Source organism: Streptomyces sp. NPDC026062, assembly GCF_055568375.1.
Map to the genome: position 1 here is coordinate 1 of NZ_JBVHOQ010000070.1, position 19,661 is coordinate 19,661.

Annotated in this window: 19 protein-coding genes; 11 read left to right on the forward strand and 8 right to left on the reverse strand. The window is 70.9% G+C overall.

The features are described from left to right. Positions 1-243 precede the first annotated feature (243 nt). Positions 244-813: a hypothetical protein gene (locus tag ACZ4LX_RS36220; RefSeq protein ID WP_467651290.1), complete on the forward strand. Its 570-nt coding sequence runs from the start codon at positions 244-246 to the stop codon at positions 811-813. 191 nt (positions 814-1,004) lie between these two features. Here the strand turns inward: ACZ4LX_RS36220 and ACZ4LX_RS36225 are convergent, their stop codons facing one another. Both ACZ4LX_RS36225 and ACZ4LX_RS36230 read right to left on the reverse strand, forming a co-directional pair. Further along, positions 1,005-1,583, reverse strand: coding sequence for a dihydrofolate reductase family protein (locus ACZ4LX_RS36225; RefSeq protein ID WP_467651289.1), 579 nt, complete (start codon positions 1,581-1,583; stop codon positions 1,005-1,007). 152 nt (positions 1,584-1,735) lie between these two features. Then, on the reverse strand, positions 1,736-2,338 hold the full coding sequence (locus tag ACZ4LX_RS36230) for a TetR-like C-terminal domain-containing protein (RefSeq protein ID WP_467651288.1): 603 nt from the start codon (positions 2,336-2,338) through the stop codon (positions 1,736-1,738). A gap of 241 nt (positions 2,339-2,579) precedes the next feature. Here ACZ4LX_RS36230 and ACZ4LX_RS36235 point away from each other — a divergent pair, with 241 nt between their 5' ends. Continuing rightward, positions 2,580-3,296, forward strand: coding sequence for an SDR family oxidoreductase (locus ACZ4LX_RS36235; protein ID WP_467651287.1), 717 nt, complete (start codon positions 2,580-2,582; stop codon positions 3,294-3,296). Between the two features lie 110 nt (positions 3,297-3,406). Next, positions 3,407-4,066, forward strand: a complete 660-nt coding sequence (locus ACZ4LX_RS36240; RefSeq protein WP_467651286.1) for a GNAT family N-acetyltransferase — start codon at positions 3,407-3,409, stop codon at positions 4,064-4,066. Between the two features lie 219 nt (positions 4,067-4,285). Here ACZ4LX_RS36240 and ACZ4LX_RS36245 read toward each other — a convergent pair whose 3' ends face one another. Next, positions 4,286-5,287, reverse strand: a complete 1,002-nt coding sequence (locus tag ACZ4LX_RS36245; RefSeq protein ID WP_467651292.1) for an endonuclease/exonuclease/phosphatase family protein — start codon at positions 5,285-5,287, stop codon at positions 4,286-4,288. Positions 5,288-5,713: 426 nt separating this feature from the next. Between ACZ4LX_RS36245 and ACZ4LX_RS36250 the strand changes: the two genes are divergently transcribed. Together ACZ4LX_RS36250 and ACZ4LX_RS36255 are read left to right on the forward strand one after the other, a co-directional pair. After that, positions 5,714-7,678 carry a protein kinase domain-containing protein gene (locus ACZ4LX_RS36250; protein WP_467651285.1) on the forward strand — a complete coding sequence of 655 codons (1,965 nt, stop codon included), beginning with the start codon at positions 5,714-5,716 and terminating at the stop codon, positions 7,676-7,678. Positions 7,679-7,881: 203 nt separating this feature from the next. Beyond that, positions 7,882-9,216: a collagen-binding domain-containing protein gene (locus ACZ4LX_RS36255; protein ID WP_467651284.1), complete on the forward strand. Its 1,335-nt coding sequence runs from the start codon at positions 7,882-7,884 to the stop codon at positions 9,214-9,216. Between the two features lie 74 nt (positions 9,217-9,290). Here ACZ4LX_RS36255 and ACZ4LX_RS36260 read toward each other — a convergent pair whose 3' ends face one another. After that, positions 9,291-9,791 (reverse strand): hypothetical protein, encoded by a 501-nt coding sequence (locus tag ACZ4LX_RS36260; protein ID WP_467651283.1) that lies wholly within the window; start codon positions 9,789-9,791, stop codon positions 9,291-9,293. Positions 9,792-9,887: 96 nt separating this feature from the next. Here ACZ4LX_RS36260 and ACZ4LX_RS36265 point away from each other — a divergent pair, with 96 nt between their 5' ends. The 4 genes from ACZ4LX_RS36265 (at position 9,888) to ACZ4LX_RS36280 (ending at position 14,460) form a co-directional block, all read left to right on the forward strand. Further along, the gene (locus tag ACZ4LX_RS36265; RefSeq protein WP_467651282.1) at positions 9,888-10,523 is read left to right on the forward strand and encodes a hypothetical protein; all 636 of its coding nucleotides are present in this window, start codon (positions 9,888-9,890) and stop codon (positions 10,521-10,523) included. 96 nt (positions 10,524-10,619) lie between these two features. After that, a complete protein-coding gene (gene pip / locus ACZ4LX_RS36270; protein WP_467651281.1) occupies positions 10,620-11,597 on the forward strand; it encodes a prolyl aminopeptidase in 978 nt (325 codons plus the stop codon). A 120-nt stretch (positions 11,598-11,717) separates the two neighbouring features. Beyond that, on the forward strand, positions 11,718-13,400 hold the full coding sequence (locus tag ACZ4LX_RS36275; protein WP_467651280.1) for a serine/threonine-protein kinase: 1,683 nt from the start codon (positions 11,718-11,720) through the stop codon (positions 13,398-13,400). 64 nt (positions 13,401-13,464) lie between these two features. Then, positions 13,465-14,460, forward strand: coding sequence for an aldo/keto reductase (locus tag ACZ4LX_RS36280; protein ID WP_467651279.1), 996 nt, complete (start codon positions 13,465-13,467; stop codon positions 14,458-14,460). A 215-nt stretch (positions 14,461-14,675) separates the two neighbouring features. Here ACZ4LX_RS36280 and thpR read toward each other — a convergent pair whose 3' ends face one another. The 3 genes from thpR to ACZ4LX_RS36295 all read right to left on the reverse strand — a co-directional run bounded on the left by thpR (position 14,676) and on the right by ACZ4LX_RS36295 (position 17,298). Then, positions 14,676-15,245 carry an RNA 2',3'-cyclic phosphodiesterase gene (thpR, locus tag ACZ4LX_RS36285; protein ID WP_467651278.1) on the reverse strand — a complete coding sequence of 190 codons (570 nt, stop codon included), beginning with the start codon at positions 15,243-15,245 and terminating at the stop codon, positions 14,676-14,678. A gap of 181 nt (positions 15,246-15,426) precedes the next feature. After that, the gene (locus ACZ4LX_RS36290; RefSeq protein ID WP_467651277.1) at positions 15,427-16,761 is read right to left on the reverse strand and encodes an MFS transporter; all 1,335 of its coding nucleotides are present in this window, start codon (positions 16,759-16,761) and stop codon (positions 15,427-15,429) included. A 96-nt stretch (positions 16,762-16,857) separates the two neighbouring features. Further along, entirely contained in the window at positions 16,858-17,298 is a 441-nt protein-coding gene (locus tag ACZ4LX_RS36295) for a MarR family winged helix-turn-helix transcriptional regulator (RefSeq protein WP_350996774.1), read from the reverse strand. A 145-nt stretch (positions 17,299-17,443) separates the two neighbouring features. Between ACZ4LX_RS36295 and ACZ4LX_RS36300 the strand changes: the two genes are divergently transcribed. Then, the gene (locus ACZ4LX_RS36300) at positions 17,444-17,650 is read left to right on the forward strand and encodes a ribbon-helix-helix protein, CopG family (RefSeq protein ID WP_467651276.1); all 207 of its coding nucleotides are present in this window, start codon (positions 17,444-17,446) and stop codon (positions 17,648-17,650) included. A gap of 48 nt (positions 17,651-17,698) precedes the next feature. Here the strand turns inward: ACZ4LX_RS36300 and ACZ4LX_RS36305 are convergent, their stop codons facing one another. Next, the gene (locus tag ACZ4LX_RS36305) at positions 17,699-19,147 is read right to left on the reverse strand and encodes an NCS2 family permease (RefSeq protein WP_467651275.1); all 1,449 of its coding nucleotides are present in this window, start codon (positions 19,145-19,147) and stop codon (positions 17,699-17,701) included. Between the two features lie 188 nt (positions 19,148-19,335). On the opposite strand from ACZ4LX_RS36305, the gene ACZ4LX_RS36310 reads away from it, so the two are divergent. Beyond that, a complete protein-coding gene (locus tag ACZ4LX_RS36310; RefSeq protein WP_467651274.1) occupies positions 19,336-19,620 on the forward strand; it encodes a DUF2530 domain-containing protein in 285 nt (94 codons plus the stop codon). Positions 19,621-19,661: the final 41 nt, after the last annotated feature.

The following is a 19,661-nucleotide window of genomic DNA, read 5'->3' on the forward strand; positions in this document are numbered from 1 at the left end:
CTGGACAGTACAACCGGAAGACAGCCCAGCAGGGCGTCAGTCAGACCCAGAGCCACAGCCACCGGAACCTCAGTATCAGCATCAATGTCAGACCTCTCTTGCCAGGAGTCAGGTGCCAGGAGTCAGAAGTCAGGCGCCAAGTGTCAGGCGCCAGGAGTCAGGGACTTCTCAGGGCAATACCTCCGGGCGGCGTCGGGGATCGTCCCGATAGCCCGCGAGCCGGGCGTCCGCGACGGTAGTGACATGACCGAGACAACGCGCTCAACTCGCCTTTTCGCCCTGCTGGTTCCGATCTTCCTGCTCCTCTACGGCGTCTTCCGACTCATCGACGGCAGGGACGGCGACCACGGTCCCGGGCTCGCCTGGAACATCGGCCACACCTTCTTCTTCGCCGCCTTCCTCCTGCTCGGCGCTCTTGTCGTGGAGCTGCGCGCGCTCGTCCCCGTCCGTACGGCGCGGAGGGCTGCGGCCGCCGGTGCGGCCATGGTCGCCGGGGTGTTCGGGGCCGGGTGCTTCCTCTGGGTGATCGTCGGCGACCTGTTCCCCCGCTTCGACGACGCCGCCCCGCTGCCCGAACCGCTGGAGATCGCGGGACCCCTGGCCTTCCAGCTCGGCCTCCTGACCCTGCTGGCCATGCTGGTCGCGTCCCGCCCCGCGCGGCTTCCCGTATGGAGCCCCGTGCTCGTCCTGGCCGCCTTCGTCGTCATCGCGGTCAACCTCGACCTGCTCCCGCTCGCCGCCGCCCTCCTCATGGCGGGCCTCGCGCCCCTGGTCCGCAACCGCGCCCTCCGCGCGGCGGTGACTGCCTCCTGATTGATGCCTCGGTGGCGAAACAAGGGGCCGGACATGGCGGTTGCCGTACATGGCGAGTGCCGGGAAAGGCGGTTGCCGTCCATGGCGACTGCTGGGCAAGGCGGTTGCCGGACATGGCTTGCTGGGCACAGGGAGGGGCCGGGCACGCCAGGTGTCGGACATGGCGGCCGGCGGGCGCAGGCCCGACCGGCTCAGCCGTGCAGCGTGGGCCGGTAGGTGAGCTCCTGGATGTCGCCGTCGAGCGTTCGCCGGTCGATCAGTTCGAGGTCGAAGTCGGCCGCACCCTTGAATACGGGGTCCAGCCCCGACCGCCCGGTGATCACCGGGTAGAGCGTCACCTGGACGCGGTCGACCAGGCCGGCGGCCATCAGCGCCCGGTTCATCGACAGGCTGCCGTGCGAGCGCAACGGAACGTCGGACTCCTTCTTCAGCCGGGCGACGACATCGACGGCGTCCCCGTGCGCGACGGTCGCGTCCGGCCAGTCGAGGGGGCCTTCGAGCGTGGTCGACACCACGGTGGCCGGCAGGCTCCGCATCCGGGTCACCCAGGGGTCACGTACGTCGGAGTCCTCGGTGCTCTCGGCCAGCATCTGCGCGAACAGCCGGTAGGTGTTCACCCCGAAGACCATCCGCTGCTCGTCCTGGTAGAGGCCGAGGCGGTGGTCGAGTAGTTCCGGGCCCTGCTTGCCCCAGTAGCCCGTCCAGTCGCCGCCGGCGCTGCCGTATCCGTCGAGGCTGGAGAAGACGTCGAATGTGTAGGTGGCGGTCATGATGCTCTCCTCACGTGCGTCCGATCGCGTGCCTCGGACCGTGGGCCCGGGGCCCGGCGCGGTGGGCCCGGGGCCGTGGTCCACGTGCCCGTGGTCCGCTCCGTAAGTACAGACTGACCTCAGCGGCGGGACTCATCGCCCGCCGCGCCGCATCACCCCCGGATGCCGCGCAGGAGGTTGTCGATCAGGGCATCGGCGAAGGCGGTGTCGAGCGGCTCGTCCGGCAGCAGGAGGCGGTGGTAGCAGGCGCCCCAGAGCTGGTCGACAACCACCTGGGGATCGACATCGGCCCGGATCTGGCCCGCCCGCTGCGCACGGATCAGCCGGTCCACCGCGAGACGGCGGCGGGGGTGGGTGTAGTGCTGCGCGAGGGCATCGGCCAGGGCGGGGTCGGTCTGCGACGCACCGGCGAGCTGGGCGATCACATGGCCGGTGGCCGGGGCGGTGAGCAGGCCGACGAAGGAGTGGAGCTGGGCCGTGAGGTCGCGCTCGATGTCACCCGTGTCGGCGAACGCGAGGGTGTCCTCCACGGCCGTGTAGTACGCCTCGAAGGCCAGGGCACCCGGCGAGGGCCACCACTTGTAGAGCGTCATCTTGCTGGCACCGGCGCGGGAGGCCACCTTCTCGAAGGTGATCCCGGTCAGCCCTGCCTCGAACAGCATCGCGCCGGCCGTCTCCAGCACGGTCTGCCGCACTTCCGCGGCCGGGCGGCGGCCCCTGCCGCGCCTTTCCGGACCCTTCGGCGACTCGTCCACGTGTCCTCAGCCTTTCGGGGCTTGCCATATATGGACGATCAGTCTACATTTATTTTATGGACGATTCGTCCATAAAATCGAGGGAGGCGGCACCATGAACTCTGTTAACCACGAGAACCCTGCAAACCCCGCAAACCCCGCAGACCTCACAAGCCCTGTGAACTCTGCGAACCTTGCGAACCCTGTGGACCCTGTGAAATCCGCGAACCCCACCGCAGGTCCCGCCGCCTCCTCGCCGCGCGTGGCAATCGTCACCGGCGCCTCTGGCGGTATCGGCCGCGCCGTCGCCGAGCGCCTGGGCTCCGACGGCCTCGCCGTCGTCGTGCACTACGGCAGGGACAAGACCCGCGCCGAGGAGGTCGTGGCCGCCGTCACCGCAGCCGGCGGGGTGGCGACCGCGATCGGCGGCGACGTGGCCGACGAGACCGTGATGGCCTCGCTCTTCGCGACGGCCGAGCAGCTGTACGGCGGCGTCGACGTGGTCGTCAACACGGCAGGGATCATGCTCCTCTCACCGATCGCCGAGCTCGACCTCGCCGACTTCGACCGCATGCACCGCATCAATGTGCGCGGCACCTTCGTCGTCTCCCAGCTCGCCGCCCGTACGCTCCGGGCCGGTGGCGCCCTGATCAACTTCTCGACCTCGGTGACCCGGCTGCAGCAGCCCGCGTACGGTGCCTACGCCGCCACCAAGGGCGCGGTCGAGGCGATGACGCTGATCCTCGCCCGCGAGCTGAAGGGCCGCGATGTGACGGTGAACGCCGTCGCGCCCGGCCCGACAGCCACGCCGCTCTTCCTGGCGGGGAAGCCGGATGAGGTCGTCGACGCGATCGCCTCCCGCACCCCGCTGGAGCGCCTCGGGACCCCCGCCGACATAGCCGAAGCCGTCGCGTTCCTCGCGGGCCCCGGACGCTGGATCAACGGGCAGGTCCTGTACGCGAACGGAGGGATCGGCTGACCCGTGGCCGGCCGCCCGGTGCGGGGCGGTGGCTTTCGGAGCCGGGTTCAGAGAGGTTTGGCGCGCACGGGGCGACCGACCGCCCCTCCCGTTCCCCCCGAAAGGCACCCGTGAACGACCGACCGCAACCGACCGAAGAGCCCCGGATTCGCGCCGCCCGCACGGACGATCCGGCGGAAACCGACCGCCTCTACGACATCTGCCTGCGCACCGCCGCATCGGGCAAGGACGCGACGGGCTCCTTCGAGGACCCGCGTCTCCCCGGCGATATCTTCCTCGCCCCCTACCTCCGCTACGCCCCCGACCTCGCCTGGGTCCTCGCCCGCCCGGACCGGCCCGCATCCGGGTACGTCCTCGGCGTTGCCGACACCGCTTCGTTCGAGCAGACCCTCGAACGGGAATGGTGGCCCGCACTCCGCGCCCGGCGCGAGGGGGTGCCGGTGCGCGAAGGTTCCGCCGACGCCTTCGCCCAGAGGTGGATAGACCGTCCCCCCACCGCTCCGGCCGCTGTGGTGGCCGCGTACCCCGCCCATCTGCATATCGACCTCCTGCCGGAGGCACAGGGTGGAGGCAACGGGGCCCGCCTGATCCGCACCTTGCTCAGGGCGTTGCGAAGCCGCGGCGTCCGCGGGGTTCACCTCGGCGTGGGCAAGGCGAACGCGGGCGCGGTCGGCTTCTACCGGCACCTCGGGTTCGAGGAGCTCGCGGACGAGCCCGCCGCCCTCATCCTGGGGATGAGACTTCAGGAACGGGGCGAAGAGCGGGGATAGGAACGGGGCGGGGAACTGGGCAGGGAACAGGGCGAGAAGCAGGGGTGGCCCACGCCGTGCTCAGAGCCTGGTGACGGTTCCGCATCCCTTTCAGGAGACGCGGGGCGGCCCGTTCAGGACAGCTCCGGATCTGGATCCGGCCCGTGGCACGCGCCCCGGGCAGCGAGAGCGCCGCCGTACCGTCTCCTCCAGTGGGTGAGGCGGCTGGTGGCCGGTCCCTCATCGCAGTGTGACCCGGGCCGTGACCGGCAGATGGTCGCTGCCCGTCGCGGGCAGGGTGTGGATACGGCCGACCGTCGCCGCACGGGCCAGGATCTGGTCGATCCGGGCCAGCGGGAAGGATGCGGGGAAGCTGAACGCGAAGCCGCGCTCCGAGGTGTTCAGCTGCGAGGTGAGAGGGGACAGACCGCGGTCGTCGACCGTGCTGTTGAGGTCACCCAGCACGATCACCTTGCCGACCGTCTCGGCCGCGACGGCCCTGCCCAGCAGGTGGGCGCTCTCGTCCCGCCAGGCGGAGGCGTACCCGCTCATGCCGACCCGGATCGAGGGCAGATGGGCGACATAGGCCGCGACTTCTCCGTACGGAGTGTGGACAACGGTGCGCAGGCCCCGGCTCCAGCCCTCCGCGATCCCCTTGGGCTTGATGTCGACCGCTCGCGTGTCGGACAGCGGGTGCTTCGACCAGATCCCGACCGTGCCCCGCACCTCGTGGAACCGGAAGTCGGGGGCGAGCGCCTTCTCGTACGCCGGAAGGGCGTCAGGGACGAGTTCCTCCAGCGCGATCAGGTCCGGCTCGGCATCGGCCAGGGTGCGGGCCGTTCCTGTCGGGTCCGTGTTCACATCGCTCACGTTGTGCTGCACCACAACCAGATCGCGCTCCCCGGCCTCCGGCGCGGCAAGGAACAGCCCGCCGAACGCGTAGCCCCATGCCGCGAGCGGCAGCAGCAGGGACAGCAGCGCGGTGGCCGAACGGCGCAGCAGGGCGGAGACGAGCAGCGGCACGACGGCGAGGCCGAGCCACGGCAGGAACACCTCCAGCAGACTGCCCAGGTGGCCGGGCCGGTTGGGCAGTACCCGAGGGAACGCGAGCAGGAGCGCCGTGAGCAGCGCGAGCCCGGCGATCACCCGGCCGCGCGTCCAGCGCCCCGGGCGCTCCCACGCCCACCGGGAGACGCCTGCCTCGGCCGCCGTGGTCACACCGCTGTCCGTCCGCTCCACCATGATGTTCCGTGTTCCCGTCTGTTCGACCTCGCTTTCCAGGACGGGTGGCAGGGCCATCCAGTTCCCGGGGGCGTCCGGACAGTGGGTGCCCGGACAGTGGGCGTCCGGGCGTTGGGCGTCCGGACACTGGACGAGCACGGCGGCGGGCGCGCGGCGGGAACGGAAGCGGGCGCGGGGCGGGAACGGCGGCGGGCGCGGGGCGGGAACGGCGGCGGGCGCGGGGCGGGAACGGCGGCGGGCGCGGGGCGGGAACGAGGACGGGCGCGGGGCGACACGGGGACGGGAACGGGGGCGGGCGGGTGCCCCGGCGGCGCTCGACCGGAGCGTCAACACAGGCTGTGGACAACGGGTTTGGGGGATCACCAGCCCCATGGAGGCCTCCGCTAACCTATGGCCATGCACGGGGGACCAGAACAGCATTCCAATGTGAGCGGCAGCGGAGCCAGGCCGCTGGAGTCGCAGGATCCACGCAGGATCGGACCGTTCCGACTGCTCGGGGTGCTCGGCTCCGGAGGCATGGGGCGGGTCTATCTCGGCGTGGTACCGGAGGAGTCGAAGCAGGCCGGGCGGGGCGCGGGGCACTACGCCGCCGTGAAGCAGGTACTCCCCGCACTGGCCGAGGACACCGCCTTCCTGGGGCACTTCGGGCACGAGCTGGACAACCTCGGCAAGCTGCCGAGCGGTACGAGCGCGCGCCTGCTGGCGAGCGACCGCACCCACCGGCCGCCGTGGTTCGCCACCGAGTACATCCCGGGCATCACGCTCAGCGAGGCTCTACGGCTGCACGACGAGCCGCTGCCCGCCGACTCCCTCTGGCAGCTGCTGCGCGACGCGGCGGCCGGGCTGCGCACGGTGCACGCCGCAGGCATCGTGCACCGTGATCTCAAACCGTCCAACGTCATGCTGACGCTCGACGGCATCACCCTGATCGACTTCGGAGTGGCCCGGGCCGCCGATCAGAGCCGGCTCACCAAGACCGGCATGGTCGTCGGCACCCCCGCCTACATGGCGCCCGAACAGGCCGTCGCCAACCAGAAGCTGACCGGCGCGGCGGACGTCTTCGCGCTCGGCAGCCTGTTGCTGTACGCGGCCAACGGGAGGCCGCCCTTCGGGGACGGTTCCGGGCTCGACCTGCTGTACCGCATCGTCCACGAGTCGCCCGACTTCGGACGGCTGCCGGAGACGGATCCGGAGCTGGCCGGCATCGTGAGGTCCTGCCTCGCCAAGGAGGCCGCCGAACGGCCCACCGCCGACGAGCTCTTCGAACTGGCCGCCGGCCATGTGCCCGCCGTGTCCTCCTCCCTGTGGCCGCCGGCCGTCACGCACCGGATCACCCAGCGCGAGGCGTTCGCCGCGCAGCCGCCCGCAGCGGGGACCGAGGCCGAGGCCCCGGACTCCCCGGACGCCGGTACGGACCCCGAGCCCGGCCCCGTACAGATCGTGAAGCCCGGCACCGGCCCGGACGGGAAGCCGGCCGACGCTCCCCGCGGGCGGCGGGCCGGGCGGCGGCGGGTGCTGCTCATCGCGCTGCCGGTGGTCGTGGTGGTGGGCGGTGGCCTGACGTTCAAGCTCGCGCCCTTCGTGATGCCGGACGCGGACGCGCGCCCCGGGGCCTCCGGACCGCGGACGCCCGGCGCCCCGGCCTCGTCCGGCTCCGCGTCCGCGTCCGCGACGGACGGACCGTCCTCGGATCCCGCGAAGGCCTCGCCCAAGCCGTCGGCCTCCGGGAAGAAGCCGGGCGCCTCGCCGTCCAAGGAGGCGGCAGGCGGCGGTGCGGGCGGTGGTGGTGCGGGCGGGGCCGCCGGTGAGGGCGCGGGCACGACCGGGAGCGGCGGTTCGAGCGGTGGCACCGCCGCGTCGGGTACGTCCGGCGGGTCGGGCGACTCCGGGGGCAGCGACTCCGGAGGCAGCAGCTCCGGCGGGAGTTCGGGCGGCTCGGGAGGAGGCGGGCAGCCCCCCGCGCAGCCTGCCCCCTCCGGAACGCACTGGCTGGAGAACTCCTCCAGCGGGCGGTGTCTGGCGGCATCCATCAACCCGTACTCGGGCGGCGCCACCGCGACCACCGCGCAGTGCGGTTCGGGGTCAAGCAGCGGAACCAGGATGGACTACGCGTGGACGTACTCGTCCCGGTCGGGCAGCACCTTCACCCTTCTGAACAAGGAGACGGGGAAGTGTCTGGAGCCTCAGCAGTTCAACGGGTACGCGTTCAAGGACTGCAACGGTGCCTCGGGCCAGACCTGGAAGATCGGCGCCACGTCCGCCAAGGGCCACACCTACGTCAACTCACGTCTGGGTGCGTGTCTGAGTGTGACCCCGTACAACTCCCTGACGACCGTGACCTGTGACGTACAGGACCGGACCCAGCTCTGGTCGGACATCGCCCCGTCCTGAACCGGGAACCGGCCCTCGCCCGATCTGAACCGGGGCTGCCCCGCCCTGAACCGGGGACGGCCCCTCCCCCGCCCCGAACCGGGGGCTCTTCCTCCCGTCGGCCGTAGCGAAACGCGCCGGAGGGATGAACCACACACCCATCCGGGTGACTCTATGGCGTCGCCACGACGCGCGGGCTGGTCATCACATTTACGTTCCCGGGCATGAAACGCACCAGTCTCGCCGCCGCAACCGTCTGTGTCCTGTGCCTGGCCTCGGCAGTCCCCGCCTCGGCCGACTACTCGGGCAACCCACTGGCCGGGGACAACGGCTTCGGCGTGATCATCCAGGGCGACGCCACCCTGGGCAGCACCGAGACCGAGGGTTCAGTGGCCATCGGCGGAAACCTCACCTTCGGCCCCGGTTACAACGTCGGGCTGCAAACCCCCGGCACCTTCACCGCACCCGGTGACGCCCGGCCGACCACCCTGCTCGTGGGCGGCAGGATCGACTACACCGACAGTTCACCGCAGGGCGTGCTGAAGGTGCTCAGCAACGGCTACCTGAAGATCGGGGACCCTACCGGCACCGACGTCCTGAACCAGGACGCCAACAACGCCGATGTCGACACGCAGGCGGGGGCATCCGGCACGGGCTACAACTCGACGCCCCGGATCGAGACAACGGTCCGTCAGCCCCTCGACTCCGTCACCGAAACCACCGGTCTGCCCGACCTCGACGCGCTCTTCACGGCCTACCGGGCCCGCTCGGAAGCGATCGCCACCTGCAGCACCAACGTCGTCCTGCGCGACGCCGCCGGAAGCCCGCTGCCCGACCAGACCGGCTTCCCCGCCGGGACGGCCGCTCACGTCAGGCTCGTGGAAGGCAGGACGAACGTCCTCCACCTGAGCGGCGCGGATCTCAACAACCTTTCCGAGATCACGTTCGACACGCCCCCGTCGGCGACGACTCCGTTCGTGGTCAGCGTGGACACAACGGGCACGAACAGCGCGTACGTCTGGCACGTCTCCGAACTCGCCGGGGTTTCGGGTGACCAGGCCCCGTACATGCTGTGGAACTTCCCGGACGCGACCGAGATCACCATGGCGGACGGCGACTCCCTGGAAGGCACGATCTTCGCGCCGCGGGCCGACCTCACCGACCTCGACCCCTCCAACATCGAGGGCACGGTGGTGGCGAGGGAATTCACCGCAGGCCCCCTCTCGGACGACGGCTCCGCCGTCAACGCGGGCGAGGTCCACCAGTTCCCCTTCGCCACCGAGATCGACTGCACCGAGGACGACCCCACCGAACCCACACCGACACCCACCCCGACCCCGACCCCGAGTCCCACGAAGCCCTCTCCGGCATACACGCACATCGTCCCCACACCGCCACCGGGCCACCACGGCGGTCACGGCGACCACGGCGGCCGCCCCCCGGGCCCCGGACTCGCCGACACCGGCACGTCCACCACCCTCATCGCGGCGAGCGGGTCCCTCCTCCTCGTCGCCGCCGGCCTTTTCCTCCTGGGACGCCGCCGCCGGCCGCGGCACTGACGGCCGCCGCACCGTGCGAGGAGCGCCTCCGGGGCAGCGGCCCGGAGGCGCTCCCCCGGTTCAGCGGCCCGGGGTCAACGCCCCGGGAAGCGTTCCCCGCACTCGCCGCAGTATTTCGGCGCGGACTCCTGCGACATCCGGCCGCACTCGGGGCAGACCCGGTCCAGGGCGCAGGGCGCCTCGCCTCCCTCGTACGTCACCTCTGCGGCCGGCGCGCTCCTCACCGAGAGGCCCGGACGGCGGCGGTGCACCGTGAGGTAGGCGAGCCCGTCCGGGCCCGCCGCCAGGGAACGCCGCGAGGTGCGCGGGAGCCACATGACCGTGGTGGGGCTCAGGGTGAGCGCTTCGGCCCCGCCGCCCGGAGTGAGACGACCGCTGCCTTCGAGGACCACGAGAAGCACGTCCAGCACGTCCTCCTGATGCTCCCCCACCTCGGCATCCGGCGGCAGACGGACCAGGTTGGCGTCCAACTCCCTTCCCGGCTTGTCCAGTTGCCAGAGCGCTCCGCGGTCTTCGGGGGCTGCGTCGGCAAGCAGGCCGTCGAGTACGGCGAGTACCTCGGGAGTGGAGTTCACGCTTCCCAGGCTACGCCGCGGAGCGGTACGGAATCCGGCACCCACAGGCCCCGGAAATCCGGCGGCCGGAGAGCATGATCGCTGTACTCTCCGCGCATGACGCCCATGACTCCCACGCCACCCACGCCACCCGAATCGCCTGCGCAGCCGGGAACGCCCGGCATATCCGCCCCCTCCGACGCGGCCCATGCCGAGTGCGTTTCCCTCACCCGTGCCCTGCGCCGCCGGGGCACTCTCGTCCTGTCGGTGTTCGCCGTCGTCTGGGCCTTCGCCGGGGCATCCGGGCTCGCCTCGTCGGGCGCCGCCATGGCCGTCGAGATCATCGCCGTGCCGCTCACCGGGGTGGCGGTCTTCCTCGCCTACCGCAAGGGCGCCGGGCCGTCGCCCCGCCTGGTGAGCCTGCCGCCGAACTGGGGCCGCGCCATCGGCATCGTGAACGGCGTCGAGGTCGTGGCGATCTTCGCGGTGATCGCGGCATCCAACGCCTCCGGGCACCCCGGGTTCATCCCGGCAGCCATCGCCCTCGTGGTGGGCCTGCACTTCTTCCCGCTCGCGCGCTTCTACGACCAGTGGCAGTACAAGTGGACGGCCGTCCTGCTGAGCGTCGTCGGCGTCGCCGGATTCGTACTGCTCGCGGCCGGCCTGGCCGACGGGAGCGTGCGGGCCGTGGTGGGCCTGGCGTCCGCCGCGGTGCTGTGGGCCTCCGCGTACCACGTCGCGCTCAAGGGTTAGGTATCCGAAACAGAAGGAGAAAGAGAAGCGGAAACAGGGACAGGGACAGGGACAGGGACAGGGACAGGGACAGGGAGAGGGAGAGGGAGAACGGTCATGGAACGTCACCCCGACGACAAGTACCCGCCGATCGAACCGTACGAGCACGGCATGCTCGACGTGGGCGACGGCAACCACGTGTACTGGGAGGCGTGCGGCAACCCGGCCGGAAAGCCCGCCCTGGTCGTGCACGGCGGCCCCGGCTCCGGCTGCACACCGCGCCCACGGCAGGACTTCGACCCGGACCGCTACCGCGTGATCCTCTTCGACCAGCGCAACTGCGGCCGCTCCACCCCGCACGCGAGCGATCCGTCCACCGACCTGCGGCACAACACGACGGACCACCTGATCGCCGACATGGAGCGGCTGCGCGTCCGGCTCGGCATCGACAAGTGGCTGCTGTACGGGTGGTCCTGGGGCTCCACGCTGATCCTGGCGTACGCCGAGCGGCACCCGGAGCGGGTCAGCGAGATCGTGATCCCGGCCGTCACCACGACCCGCCGATCCGAGATCGACTGGCTGTACCGGGGCGCCGGCCACTTCTTCCCCGAGGCGTGGGACGTGTTCCGGGCCGGTGTGCCGGAGGCCGCGAGCGACGCGACCCCGGACGTGCTCGCCGCCTACGCCCGGCGCACGGAGAGTCCCGATCCGGAGGTACGGGGCCGGGCCACGGAGGACTGGTGCGCCTGGGAGGACGCGGTGCTCTCCCAGGAGGCGTACACCGGCCCGCCCCCGTACAGCGGCCGACCCGGCAGCGCGCGGCTGGCACTGGTACGGATCTGCGCGCACTACTTCTCCCACGGGGCGTGGCTGGAGGAGGGCCTACTGATCCGGGAGGCGGGGCGGCTGGCGGGAATCCCGGGCGTGCTGGTGCACGGGCGCCTCGACATGGGCGGCCCGCCGTCCACCGCCTGGGAGCTGGCGAAGGCGTGGCCGGACGCGGAGCTGACGGTGATCGAGGACGCGGGGCATCTGGGCGGGGCCGCGACGAGCCGGGCGGTGCGGGCGGCGCTGGACCGGTTCGCCGGGGCGTAGGCCCCGAGGGCTCGCCCCCTACCGGCGAGCCCGGCCGGTACCGGGATGTGCTGGGCCTCGGGCCACCTGCCGAGTCATCATGTACAGGGCGGACAAGGCATGTTGACCGAGGGGTGACCGATGCGCGGTGAGATTCTCGACGGCCGGTACCGGCTGACGGAGCCCATGGGTTCCGGCGGAATGGGCCGGGTCTGGCTGGCCGAGGACGAACGCATCGGGCGGAAGGTCGCGGTCAAGGTCCTCTCCCGTATCGACGAGGACACCTCGGCGAGCCGCTTCGCCCGTGAGGCCCGGGTCGTCGGCGGGTTGTCGAGCCCGCACATCGTCACCCTGCACGACTTCGGCGAGGCGCAGGTGGCCGGGGAACGCGTGCTGTACCTCGTCATGGAACACCTCCAGGGGATGGATCTCGGCTCGGTGATGGCGAGCCGCGAACCGCGACTCCCCTCGCCCGAGGAGGTGATGGGCTGGGGCGTCGCGATCTGCGCGGGGCTGGAGACCGCGCACCGGGCGGGCATCGTGCACCGCGACATCAAGCCGGCCAACGTCCTGCTCACCGCCGACGGCACCATCAAGATCCTCGACTTCGGGATCGCCCGGATGCTGTCGACGGCCGCCGCGATGACCCCGACCGATCTGACCGCCGTCGGCTTCGTGATCGGCACCCCGCTGTACATGTCGCCGGAGCAGATCAAGGCGCCCGACGTCCTGGACAGCCGCAGCGACCTGTACTCCCTCGGCTGTCTGCTCCACACGCTGCTCACGGGCAGGCCACCGTTCACCGGTGCCGGCACGGCCGTACTGGCCCAGCACCTGGGCGATGTCCCCGAACCGCCGAGCGCCCGGCGTACCGAGCTCGCGGGCTACGCCGAACTCGACGCGATCGTGCTGCGGCTGCTGGCCAAGGAGCCGGGCGACCGGCCCGGGGACGCGGCGGAGACCGCCGCCCTGCTACGGGCCGCGATCGCGGCCGGGCCGTCTCCCACCGGGCCCGCCCTGCCGGGGGACACCCCCACCGTCCTGGGCTCGGTCCCGCACTCGGGGGCCCCGGCGGATCCCGTCGCACCGGGCGCACCCGTGGCCGGCCCTCCGGTCCCTCCGCCCGGCCCTCCGGTCGCCCCGCCCACGATCCCCTTCCAGCAGCCCGTACCCGCGTACCCGTTCCCGCTGCCGAACAGCCCGCGGCCCGGCTCCGCACCCCAGCGGCTGCGCATATCCGGAAAGGGAGCGCGCGGCGGTGCGGTCTCTACCCGGACCGTGGCCGCCACCTGGCTCGCCGGGGTGGGTACGGCACTGGTCACGGCTCTGCTGGTGGCACTCAGCGACGCGCCGGGTCCGCAAGCACCGCTCGTCGGCGCCGGCTTCGGCTGCGTGCTGGGCATGGCGGGATCCCAGGGATTCACCAACATGTTCGACCCGCGGGAGAAGTCGCTCTTCAACCGCGTCGTCTCCGCTCTCCTGCTCGCCATCCCCCTCGGGATAGGCGCCTCGTTCATCGACAACGCGGGCACCGACAAGATCGCCGGCCGCTTCCTCGTGATCGCGTTCGCGGCCTGCGTGGCCGCGCTGACGGTGGGCGTGCTGATCGCGGACCAGCTCATCGCCCGGCTCCGCCTCTCACCGCGCGCGGCGCTGATCCTCTCCATGGGCGGCTGGATCAACGGCCTCGTCGCCTGGGGAGTGCTCGCCCACCGCGATCAGCTGCACCCGATCGGCGCGCTGCCGGTCGCCTTCGGCGTCTGGCTCCTCACCGCTGCGGCGCTGGGGCAGATCCTGGCACCCGCCCGCCGACGGACGGGGTGAGCCAGTGCCTGCCGCGGAGATCCGCCCTTGCTTCGAGCGGACTCCAAGGCGTTGGGTTGTCCTCATGAAGTACACGCAGCTCGGACGCACCGGACTCAAGGTCAGCCGCCTCGTCCTGGGGACGATGAACTTCGGCCCCCAGACCGACGAGAGCGACAGCCACGCGCTCATGGACGCCGCCCTCGACGCGGGCGTCAATTTCTTCGACACCGCGAACGTCTACGGGTGGGGCGAGAACAAGGGCCGCACCGAGGAGATCCTCGGCACCTGGTTCGCACAGGGCGGCGACCGCCGCGACAAGGTCGTGCTCGCCACCAAGGTCTACGGCAACATGGGCGCCGACGGCGAGGCGTGGCCCAACCACGACAAGCTGTCCGCCCTCAACATCCGCCGGGCCGTCGACGCCAGCCTGAAGCGGCTTCAGACGGACCACATCGACCTGTACCAGTTCCACCACGTCGACCGGTCCACCCCGATCGACGAGATCTGGCAGGCCATCGACGTACTGATCCAGCAGGGCAAGATCCTCTACGCGGGCTCGTCCAACTTCTCCGGCTACAAGATCGCCCAGGCCAACGAGAGGGCCCGGCAGCGGGGCAGCTACGGGCTGGTCAGCGAGCAGTGCATCTACAACCTGATGGAGCGCGGGGCCGAGATGGAGGTCATCCCGGCCGCCCAGGAGTACGGCCTCGGCGTCATCCCCTGGTCCCCGCTGCACGGCGGACTGCTCGGCGGCGCGATCCGCAAGGAGCGCGAGGGCGGCGGCGCCCGGTCCGTCTCGGGCCGCTCCGCCGAGGCGCTGGCCGACCCGAAGGTGCGGGAGCGGGTCCAGGCGTACGAGGACCTGCTGGACAAGCACGGCATCGAGCCCGGCGAGGCCGGCCTGGCCTGGCTGCTGACCCGGCCCGGAGTCACCGGCCCGATCTCGGGTCCCCGAACGAGGGAACAGCTCGACTCCGCGCTGCGCGCGGTGGAGCTGGAGCTTTCGGACGAGGTGCTGGCCGCGCTGGAGGAGATCTTCCCCGGCCCGGGTCCGTCGCCGGAGAACTTCGCCTGGTAGACCCGGACCGGTCAGGCCGCGGCCGTCCTTGTCACGGGCTCAGTTCCCGAGGGCGGCCGCCGCTGCCACGACGACGAACATCAGCACGAGCACGGCCGCCATGATGCGGTTTCTTGTCTTCGGGTCCACCCGACGAGCGTAACCGCCCCGCTCGCCTTTCCGACGGCCAGGGCCCGGAGCTGAGGACTGTCCCGCAATTCCTGGCGGGACAGCCCTCAGGGCCTGCGGCCGAGACCCCAGGCCCGCACCACCTCGTACCTGGGCCGCTCCCCCGGCACCCCGCTCACCGGCAGCGAACTGCGTACGAGGCTGAGCTCACCGGCCTCCCAGCGCATCCCCTCGAAACCCTCCAGCGCGGAGGTGAACGGGGTCAGGTCCGCCGGGACGCGGCTGCGGGCCAGGGTCAGGTGCGGGGTGTAGCGGCGGTGCTCCTCCATCGGGACCCCGGCCCTCCGGGCGGCGGCGTGGGCGCGCTCGGCCAGCAGCCGCAGGATGTCCAGCGCGCCCGCGGCCCCCGCCCACAGCGCCCGCCCGTCGAACCGCCCGGCGCCGTGGATCCGCAGCGGGAACGCCTCGGTCCGGTACGCGGCCCGCTCCAGCCGGCTGTGGAGGTCGGGCAGCAGCTCCTCGTCGACGTCCCCGAGGAAGGCGAGCGTGTAGTGCCAGCCGGCGGTCCCGGTCCAGCGCAGCGTGCCGGCGCCCGGCAGGGAGCGCAGTGGAGCCACCGCCCGGCGCAGCTCCTCGACGGCGGGGGCCGGTGGCAGGACGGCGGCGAAGAGTCTCATACGGCAAGTCTGGCACCGCCCTCGGCTCACCGGCCGGCCTGCGCCCCACCCCGCCACGCCGCGCTCCCACGACATGAGACGGCCCCGTACCGGAAACCCGGTCGGGGCCGTCTCGTATCCGTGTGCCTATGCGTATGTGTATGCGAGGCCGGGGCCGCGGTCTCGCCCCCGGCCCCCGCGCTCAGGCCGCCGTCGCCAGCTGCTCGCGTGGGACGAACCGCACATGCGGGCGGCCCGGTCGCAGGTCGACCTTGAGGCGCAGGCCGCCGACGCGGGCCAGCATGAAGCCGACACCGAGCGCGGCCGCCAGGGAGAACGCCCCGCCGACCGCCATGCCGGTCCGGACGCCGTACGCGTCGCTGATCCAGCCGACGATCGGGGCGCCCACCGGCGTACCCCCTGCGAAGACCATCATGTACAGGCTCATCACCCGGCCGCGCATGGCCGGGTCGGAGGCCATCTGCACGCTGGTGTTCGCGCTTATGTTGGTCGTCAGGCCGATCATGCCGATCGGGACGAGCAGGAGCGCGAAGAGCCAGACGGACGGTGCCAGGGAGGCGACGATCTCCAGCGCGCCGAACACCGTACCGGCCGCCACCAGCATCCGCAGCCGCGAGGAGCGGCGGCGGGCGGCGAGGAGGGCGCCGGCGAGGGAGCCCGCCGCCATGAGGATGTTGAAGAACGAGTACATCCCTGCGCCGCCGTGGAAGATCTCGTCCGCGAAGGCCGTCAGCCAGATCGGGAAGTTGAAACCGAATGTGCCGACGAAGCCGACGAGGACGATCGGCCAGATCAGCTCGGGGTGTCCGGAGACGTAGCGCAGCCCCTCACGGAGCTGCCCCTTGGCGCGTGGGACGACGACGGCCTTGTGCAGTTCGCTCGTACGCATCATCAGCAGGCCGACGAGCGGTGCGAGGAACGACAGGCCGTTGAACATGAAGGCCCAGCCGCTGCCGACCGAGGTGATCAGCACACCCGCGACGGCGGGACCGATGAGACGGGCGGACTGGAAGTTCGCCGAGTTCAGGCTGACCGCGTTCCGCAACTGGGCCGGGCCGACCATCTCGGAGACGAACGCCTGGCGGGCCGGGTTGTCCACGACCGTGACCATGCCGAGCAGGAAGGCGATCAGATAGACGTGCCACACCTCGACCACACCGGAGAGCGTGAGCACGGCGAGCGCGATCCCGCACAGGCCGAGCGCCGCCTGGCTGACAAGGAGGAGCTTGCGCTTCGGGAGCCGGTCGGCGATGACGCCGCCGTACAGGCCGAAGAGCAGCATCGGGAGGAACTGGAGCGCCGTGGTGATACCGACGGCGGTGGCGGACCCGGTGAGGCTCAGGACGAGCCAGTCCTGCGTGATGCGGGACATCCAGGTACCGGTGTTGGAGATCACGGCGCCGGTGGCGAACAGGCGGTAGTTGCGGATCTTCAGCGACGAGAAGGTCCCGCCGGGCTTGCTCTCGTGGGTGGAAGTCGGTGCGGGGGCGGAGTCTGCTCCGGATCCCGTACTCAAAAGGGTTCGCCTCCTCGGGCGTGGACATGGTGCTGACTGACGGGGATGCGACGGCGGGGGCGGTGCGCCGGTGATGGTCCGGCGCGGCCCGCTCCGCTACAGGTGGGCGAGCTTCTCCAGCACGGGCGCCGCGTTGCGCAGCGTCTCCCACTCGTCCTCGTCCAGGCCTTCGGCGAGAGTGGTCAGCCAGGCGTTCCGCTTGTCGCGGCTCTCGGCGAGCATGGCTTCGGCCTGCTCGGTCTGGCTGACCATCTTCTGACGACGGTCATCGGGGTGCGGTTCCAGTCTGACCAATCCCTTGGCTTCCAGCAGCGCGACGATGCGGGTCATCGACGGCGGCTGCACATGCTCCTTGCGGGCCAGCTCACCGGGGGTGGCCGAGCCGCAGCGGGCGAGCGTGCCGAGCACCGACATCTCGGTGGGGCTCAGCGACTCGTCGACGCGCTGGTGCTTGAGGCGCCGGCCGAGCAGCATGACGGCGGAACGAAGGGAGCTCACGGCGGCGGCACTGTCGCTGTCGTGGATCAGGTCAGGCATGTTTGTTAGCGTAACTCATTACCTTTTCTAAAGACCACTCGGTGGTACACGCGCGAGGCCCAGATCACCAATCGATCACCCAAACGAGTGAGTCGATTCCGGAAAGTCACGCGTGTCGGGCCCGCAGGACGTAACCCTGCTTGCCATGGGATCGACAGTGCTCAGCCTGCGGATAGACGGTGAGCTGCTCGAACGGCTCAAGCAGCACGCCGCCAAACGCGGAATGAGCGTCCAGGACTATGTGGTCCGGACGCTCATTCGCGACGATTTCGACGAGCGCTTCCAGGCGGCCGTCGACGAAACGGAGAAGTTCTACGGGGCGGAGGGGGTCGCGGCCGAGGAGGTCACCTGAGGAGACCTCCGGGCCGTGAGCCCTCCCGAGACTGCGTCCCTTCCGGGATCACGTGAGGCCGAGCGCCGGCATCGCGTAGTAGAAGACGAAGACGGCCGACACCACGTACATGGCCACCGGCACCTCACGGCCTCGGCCGACCGCCAGCCGCAGCACGCAGAACGTGATGAAGCCGATGCCGATGCCATTGGTGATCGAGTACGTGAACGGCATCATGACCATGGCGAGGAAGGCCGGGATCGCGAGCGTGTAGTCGCTCCAGTCGATGTCCCGCACCGAGCCCGCGATGATCAGGAAGCCGACCGCCAGCAGGGCCGGAGTGGCCGCCTGCGAGGGGACCATGGTCGCCAGCGGTGTGAGGAACAGCGACGCCGTGAACAGCAGACCCGTGACGATGCTCGCGAAGCCGGTACGGGCTCCCTCACCGACACCCGCCGTGGACTCCACGAAGCAGGTGCCCGCCGAGGCGGAGCTCGCGCCGCCCGCGGCGACCGCGATGCCGTCGACGAACAGCACCTTGTTGATGCCCGGGAAGTTGCCGTCCTTGTCGGTCAGCTTCGCCTCGTCGCCGACGCCGAGGATGGTGCCCATCGCGTCGAAGAAGCAGGACAGCAGCACGGTGAAGACGAACAGGACGCCGGTGAGGACACCGACCTTGTCGAAGCCGCCGAACAGGCTGACGTCGCCGATCAGCCCGAAGTCGGGCGACGCGACCGGATTGCCCGGCCATTCCGGCACGGTCAGGCCCCAGGCCTCGCCCGGCAGGTCGGCGACCGCGTCGATGATCAGCGCGACGACGGTCATCGCCACGATGGAGATCAGGATCGCGCCCGGCACCTTGCGGACGATCAGCGCGAGGGTGAGCAGCGCGCCGAGGACGAAGACCAGGACCGGCCAGCCGTTGAGGTGACCGTCGTTGCCCAGCTGGAGCGGCACGGTGGTGTGCGCGATGTCGGGGATGCGGGAGACGAAGCCCGAGTCGACCAGGCCGATCAGCAGGATGAAGAGACCGATACCGATCGCGATGCCCTTGCGGAGCGAGGTCGGTACGGCGTTCATCACGCGTTCCCGCAGCCCGGTCGCGACGAGCAGCATGACCACGATGCCCGCGAGGACGACCATGCCCATCGCGTCGGGCCAGCTCATCCGGGGGGCGAGCTGGAGGGCGACGACGGTGTTGACGCCAAGACCGGCGGCCAGCGCGATCGGCACGTTGCCGATGACGCCCATGAGCAGGGTGGAGAACGCCGCGGTCAGCACCGTCGCGGTGACCAGCTGGCCACTGTCGAGCTGGTGGCCGTACATGTCCTTCGCGCTGCCCAGAATGATCGGGTTCAGCACGATGATGTACGCCATCGCGAAGAACGTGGCGAAGCCACCACGGATCTCACGCGCGACCGACGACCCCCGCTCGGAGATCTTGAAGAAGCCGTCCAGGCCGCCGGTGGGCGACGGGGGCGGGGTGGAGTCGACCGGAGCGGTGGCCGAGGGGGACATGTATGACCTCAGTCGTGCGTAGAAGGGGGGCTAAAATCGGTCAGCTTTGTACTTTCATACGAACGAATCGAGTCAGCCGTAAGCAGATTCAGTATGAATACATAAGGCAAAGATCGCTATCTCCGCGCGTAGACCCTTGCGCCGACTGGCCCGACGGCCTTTACACACACGCCGCATACACTGAACGCATGGCGAAGTGGACACCGAAGCACGAGGCACCCGAGCCCCTGGAGGGGCCCGTCGTCGCCACCATCACCGGCGGCACGATCCTCTGGTTCGTCCTCTTCCTGGTCCAGCTCCCGTTCTACGGCTGGTTCGACGACCACGGACACCTGTGGTGGATCTGGACCTGTCTGGCCGGTGCCGGGCTCGGACTGATCGGCATCTGGTACGTGCGGGGCCGCGACGCGGCACTCAAGCGCGCCGCCGCTGCGAGCCGCGAGGCCGGAAACACCCCGGGTGCCACCGCCTGAGAGCGGACCGCGCCATCGGGGCCGTACCCCCACGGGACCAT